This is a genomic window from Arthrobacter sp. H41 (assembly GCF_000520535.1).
In the GTDB taxonomy this organism is placed as follows: Bacteria; Actinomycetota; Actinomycetes; order Actinomycetales; family Micrococcaceae; genus Arthrobacter_D.
Window position 1 is genome coordinate 3,747 of sequence record NZ_KI914835.1, and the last position, 5,881, is coordinate 9,627.

General features: G+C 66.5%; 4 protein-coding genes. All 4 read right to left on the reverse strand.

The window, feature by feature from the left end; translation table 11 throughout:
- Nucleotides 1–238 precede the first annotated feature (238 nt).
- Nucleotides 239–1,438, reverse strand: coding sequence for an RNA polymerase sigma factor (locus Y705_RS0115155; RefSeq protein ID WP_026533471.1), 1,200 nt, complete (start codon nucleotides 1,436–1,438; stop codon nucleotides 239–241).
- A gap of 284 nt (nucleotides 1,439–1,722) precedes the next feature.
- Nucleotides 1,723–2,967 (reverse strand): DUF4192 domain-containing protein, encoded by a 1,245-nt coding sequence (locus tag Y705_RS0115160; protein ID WP_026533472.1) that lies wholly within the window; start codon nucleotides 2,965–2,967, stop codon nucleotides 1,723–1,725.
- A gap of 135 nt (nucleotides 2,968–3,102) precedes the next feature.
- Nucleotides 3,103–4,479, reverse strand: coding sequence for an MFS transporter (locus Y705_RS0115165; RefSeq protein WP_026533473.1), 1,377 nt, complete (start codon nucleotides 4,477–4,479; stop codon nucleotides 3,103–3,105).
- Between the two features lie 11 nt (nucleotides 4,480–4,490).
- Nucleotides 4,491–5,495, reverse strand: a complete 1,005-nt coding sequence (locus Y705_RS20490; protein ID WP_081738103.1) for a proteasome assembly chaperone family protein — start codon at nucleotides 5,493–5,495, stop codon at nucleotides 4,491–4,493.
- Nucleotides 5,496–5,881: the final 386 nt, after the last annotated feature.

The window sequence follows — 5,881 nt, forward strand, 5'->3', positions numbered from 1 at the left end:
AAGCCGCTCACGTCGGAGTGGCAGGACGAGACCCAGCGGCTTCACGAGAAGCCGGCGGTCATCGCCTAGCATCCGGCATTACGTCGGCAGCAGGCTGTAGCACGGCTTCATTCAACGGCTCAGGATTGCGCCAGGTGTGACGGCGTAACCAGTGTAAACACAGAAGAGGCCCCCTCGTTCGAGGGGGCCTCTTCTGTTGCCGTCGTGCAGGGCCAGCAGGGTCTTTCATACAGAAATCTCAGTCCAGGTAGTCCCGGAGTACCTGCGACCGCGAGGGGTGGCGCAGCTTCGACATCGTCTTCGATTCGATCTGGCGGATCCGCTCGCGCGTCACACCGTAGACCTTCCCGATTTCGTCCAAAGTCTTCGGCTGTCCGTCCGTCAGACCGAATCGCATGGCGACCACCCCGGCCTCGCGCTCCGAGAGAGTATCGAGCACCGAATGGAGCTGCTCCTGGAGCAGGGTGAAACTCACTGCGTCCGCCGGGACCACTGCCTCGGAATCCTCGATGAGGTCGCCGAACTCGGAGTCGCCGTCCTCGCCGAGAGGCGTGTGCAGCGAGATCGGCTCGCGGCCGTACTTCTGGACCTCGACGACCTTCTCCGGCGTCATGTCCAGTTCGAGGGCCAGTTCCTCGGGAGTGGGCTCGCGCCCGAGGTCCTGCAGCATCTGACGCTGGACGCGTGCGAGCTTGTTGATGACCTCGACCATGTGGACCGGGATACGGATGGTCCGTGCCTGGTCGGCCATGGCTCGGGTGATGGCCTGGCGGATCCACCAGGTGGCGTAGGTGGAGAACTTGAAGCCTTTGGTGTAGTCGAACTTCTCGACTGCGCGGATGAGTCCCAGGTTTCCTTCCTGGATGAGGTCCAGGAAGAGCATGCCGCGTCCGGTGTAGCGTTTCGCCAGTGACACCACGAGGCGGAGATTCGCCTCGAGCAGGTGGTTCTTGGCGCGCTTTCCGTCGTGGATGACCCATTCGAGTTCCCGGCGGAGCTTCGCGTCCATGCCCGGGTTCGAGTTGATCTTGTCCTCGGCGAAAAGGCCGGCCTCGATGCGTAGCGCGAGGTCCACCTCCTGCTCGGCATTGAGGAGGGCGACCTTGCCGATCTGCTTGAGGTAGTCCTTGACGGGGTCGGCCGTGGCGCCCGCGGACACCACCTGCTGCGCCGGGGCGTCGTCGTCATCTGCGTCCGAATAGACGAAACCGGTTGTTGAGCCTGTTTCGGCCTCAGCGACCTCGGGTTTGGTCTCTTCGGCCTCCGGCTCGCCCTGCGGATCCGCAACGACATCCAGCGCCTCGTCCGGGGCCACCGCAGCGGTTGAAGCCTTCACCGGCGCCTTCGCGGAGGCAGCCTTCTTGGGCGCTGCCCGACGCTTGGTGGTGGTGGAACCGGTTTCGACAGAAACCGGTGCTGCTGTCTTCTTGACCGACACAGAGAACCTTTCATACGGCGGTGTGCGGTGCCGTCAAGGGGACAACACCACTATGACCCTGTCAAGTCCGTAGCTTCTTCCAATGGCATCGGTCCGGCAGGGTTCCTTGTTAGAACCCGCCTTCTACCTGCGCTATTCCCGCCGCCTGCAACTTTCCAGGTTTCAGCGGGTACTGCGCAGTCCTCCAATTGGTGCACGGACCCGACCGGGTCTCAACCTCCATTGTCGCACGAGATGCCCGCGCCCTGGAAATCTCGAGCGGCCGGCCACGCAGGTTTTCCGCCTCATCCAGCCCACCGATACGGCGCCGCCCACGCTGAGCCGCGTTTCCGTGCCCAAGCAGGCATCCCACCCCTGAGAATCAGTTCCGAGAGGAGCCGTGCCAGACGGTAGCCGGGCACCGCCGCCTCAGCCTCGGCAAGATGGACGCATGCGCGTGAGCCCCGCCCCCGTGCGAATTCGATCCACGCCAGCATCGAGCACAGCGCGGCCTTCCCCTCGCCGGTCGACACCGGGCAGAGCCTCGTCAGCAGTGCATGGACGGCATCGACCCTGCTCCAGAGGATCGCGCCCTCATAGCTCCCTGACAGCAGTTCGCTGAGCTGAAGCGCGTCCGCCCTCGACGATGGAGCATCCCACGGGCCGGAGTCACCGGATCCGCTGTTCGGCCGGAGCGCCTCGAGCGTGGGTGCTATCGGGAACGCTGCCGGAGAGCGTTCCTCGAGCAGCGCGCAGGCGCGGGCCCCCCGGACCGCGCTTTCAAGGCCCAGGCAGCTGCTGACGAGGAGGAAATCCCGGATCGCCCTCGAGCCCAGGCTGGCGACGAGGAAGCCTGCGACGCGGGGGTGTTCACTGGAATCAAGCGGTAGCGGCAGATTGATGGCTGCTTCCCAGACCTCGACAGTTGCGCGGAACTGGCCTCCTTCCATCCAGCGGCCCGCACAGAGCGCAGCGTACTCCGCACAGGCCAGCGCCACGCTCGCCGTCGTCCGCGGCACCGGCGCGGCGGCTGCCGCCAACTGGACGGCCGCGTCCACCGACGGGGCGAAGGAGCTGCCCTCGTAGATGAGCTCGGCATTCAGCGCACTGTCGGCCACCCCCTCCAGCGGGTGCCCCGGCCAGGGACAGCACTGCGGATCGGCACAGAAATAATCGCGCCAGGCCGAGGGCGAGATGAGCCAGCCGTCCCGCAGGTGGAGGCCCGCGAGCTCCAGTGCCGCGCCGAGCGCTTTCACCATCGTCCGGTACGGCGGGTCGCCGGGCCGCTCCCATCCTGCGGCCGTGTAGAGCATCATCAGGGAACCGTCAGCCGTGTCGTCGGACCGGAGGAATGAACACACCCCGTCGGCGAACGCCGCGGCGTCGCCGTCCGCCTTGGGAAGGTCCACCCGGAGGGTGGCGCCTATCCGCGTGCCCGTCATGGTGAGAACGACGAGGCTCTCGAAGGGAACGAAGCCGAGCGCGTGCGGGACGTAGGAAAGGACGTCTGCCGGCGAGGTGATTCTGAGGGGCGAAGGAGAGGTGGTCATGTCCCGACCCTCCTCCGTCGGCACCGCCCGGAACAGCGCCTCCTTGCCCTATGTGGACAACCCATGTGGACACCCCCTGTGGACCATCAGGTGCCGGAGGAAACGGGTCGAACCGCGACACGGAGGGCCTCCGGCTCAGGACGGTCCAGGGCCTCCGCGGCCCGGCGGCTCAGGGAACCGCCGCAGAGCTTTCTCCTGTCTCCGCCGCGCCCGCTCCCTCGCGACGGCCTGCCGGATGGGCGGGACGACGACGCCCTGGTCCGCAAGCTGCCGGCGAACCCTCCGCCGGACGACAAGCATGGCGCCGACACCCAGCGCAAGGAATACCAGCTGGGTTGCGAGCGCAAGCCGGAACGACGCCAGCGAGTACAGCCTGCCCTCCGAGAAACCCGAAGCCAGCAGGAGGTCGAGGACCACCCCGATGACGTACATCGACACGAGCGACGCAGCGAACCCGCCGATGTTGACGATGCCGGTTGCCGTGCCGACCCGCGTGGACGGGTTGAAGGTGCGGGCGAAATCGAAGGCGATCATCGACCCCGGGCCGCCGATCGCCAGCGCCACGACGAGCACGGCCAGGAGCCAGTACGGTGCAGGTCCGGCGTGCAGGAGCACCAGGAGCCAGCCGACCGTGATGGCCCCCGCGATGGCCAGCACCATGGTGGACCGCCGTAACGGATGGCGCGCCACGTAGCGCCCGAGGATCGGGCCGCAGATGATCCCGACCGCCACGAACAGTGTCATCAGTGCCGATGCGGCGCCCTCCTCGACCCCTTCCGCGCTGACGAGGTAGGGATAGCCCCACATCAGCACGAAGACGGTGCCGGGGAACTGGATGGTGAAGTGGGACCACAATCCGAGGCGGGTACCGGGCTGCCGCCAGGCTTCAGCAAGTGAGACACCGGTCTGCCGGAGCGTCGGAACTACTCCGCTCTTCCGCTGCGGGCTGTCCCGGATGAGGGCCAGGGCCAGCACGAACGCGAGGAGGGAGAGCGACGACGCCGCCAGGAATGCGGGGGTCCAGCCGAACGTCGAAAGGACGGCCACGAAGGGTACGACCGACATTATCTGGCCGAGCTGGCCGATGATGCCGGTCCACTGGGTCAGGACCGGGATCCTGCGTGGTTCGAACCACGCAGGGAGCAGCCGGAGCACCGAGATGAAGGTGGTGGCATCGCCGGCACCCACCAGCAGCCTCCCCACGATGCCGGCGCCCACGGAATCGGCGAAAGCCAGTTGCAGTTGCCCGAGCATCATTAGCAGGGCACCCGTCATGATGAGGGCACGCGGGCCCCAGCGGTCCACCAGTACCCCGACGGGAATCTGCAGGGCGGCGTAGACCAACAGCTGTACCACGGTGAAAACCGCCAGCTGTGACGCGGTTGCATCGAACCGCTCCGTCGCCTCGATGCCCGCCACGCCGAAGGTGGTCCGCTGGGTCACCGCTATGAGGTAGGCGCAGACGCCTGCGGCCCACACTACATACGCACGATGGTTACGGGATCCGCTCACTCCCCCATTATTCAACGCACGGGGCTGTCTTCCGCACCGCCGTCGTCGTCCGTTGCGCCGGGAACGTCCGGCTCGTTCGCAGCATCCCAGAGGAGGGTCGATTCCTCTTCCGCGCGTGGACTTGCAAGATAAGCCTCGACGGCGGCGCCGAGTTCCTCGGCACTGGCCAGTTCGCTGTTCTCCTTCACGAGGAGGGACCGCCGTTCGGTGCTTCCCGCGTGTTCGTCGTACTTCCGCTCGAGATTGGTCACCACTGACTGCACCTCGGTGGATCCGTTGACCTGTCGGGCAATCTGGCGCTCGACGTCGCGCCCTGTCTCCCGCAGCCGGTCGGTGGGGAGCATGAGCCCGGCCGACGCCCCGAGGTATTCCAGGCCTGCGACCGCGGCGGGCGGGTACTCCGCCTCCGCCAGGTAGTGGGGCACGTGCACCACCTGCCCGACGACGTCGTGCCCGGCCTCGATGAGCCTCAGCTCCAGCACGTGACCGACCGACGCCTGCAGCTCGGCGGTGGGACGCCAGGCGTTCCTCCCGTCGATGAGGTCCGGGCGATTCCCGTGCACGGTGACGCCGATGGGCCGCGTGTGCGGAACGGGCATCGGAATCGCGTGGATCCACGACAGCAGTGAGATCTCCAGCTCCTCGACGAGGAGGAGGACCGCGCTGATGAAACGCTCCCACTGCAGGTCGGGCTCGAAGCCGGTCAGCAGCAGGAAGGGCTCGCCGAGCCCGTCGTGCAGCCGGTGGAGCTCGAGGCGGGGCGGCTGGTAATCGGTCAGGTGATCCTCGGCGAAGGTGATCCGCGGGCGCCGGTTGCGGTAGTCGATCAACTGGTCGGCGTCGAACACGGCCACGGTCTCGGAGTCGAGGATCTCGAGCAGCTCTTCGCTGACCTGCGATACGACGTGCCCGGCGTCGACGAACCCGCTCAGGCTCGCCAGAAGCGGCAGTCCCCGCAGCGCAGGATCATCGAAGATCTCCGCATTGACATTGAACAGTGTCCGTGGCTCCAGCATTGCTTTTCCCCTGCCCTCCCTGCACCTGCCGCGCTCGGCGGCAGTCAAGTGATCGGACGCCCACGGCGCCCGTAGTTGTCTAACGCCCGGGGCGCCCTGTTTCATTCCGTGTGCACGCGGCGCGCCCGCGGTTCCGGTCGACGGAAGTCCATGAACGACGAGAGACTACGATCGGGAGGAAAGCCTACGTCGTGTCCTGGACATTTCGCGGGCAATCCGCGGGCAATCCGCGGCCAATCCATCCGGAAATGAGGAAGCAGCTTCGTGATCAAAGCAAGCGAACTTAACCTGACAGCCGCGTCGAAGGACCTGAAGAAGATCCCCAGTGACGCATTGGTGATCGGAGTGGCCAAGGGAGCCGACGGGCCGGTCCTTCTCGGCTCCCC

What these genes read in the sequence shown, in the direction of transcription:
- Y705_RS0115160 (WP_026533472.1), bottom strand. Translation starts at nt 2,967, where the DNA reads ATGACCACCTCTCCTTCGCCCCTCAGAATCACCTCGCCGGCAGACGTC.
- Y705_RS20490 (WP_081738103.1), bottom strand. Translation starts at nt 5,495, where the DNA reads ATGCTGGAGCCACGGACACTGTTCAATGTCAATGCGGAGATCTTCGAT.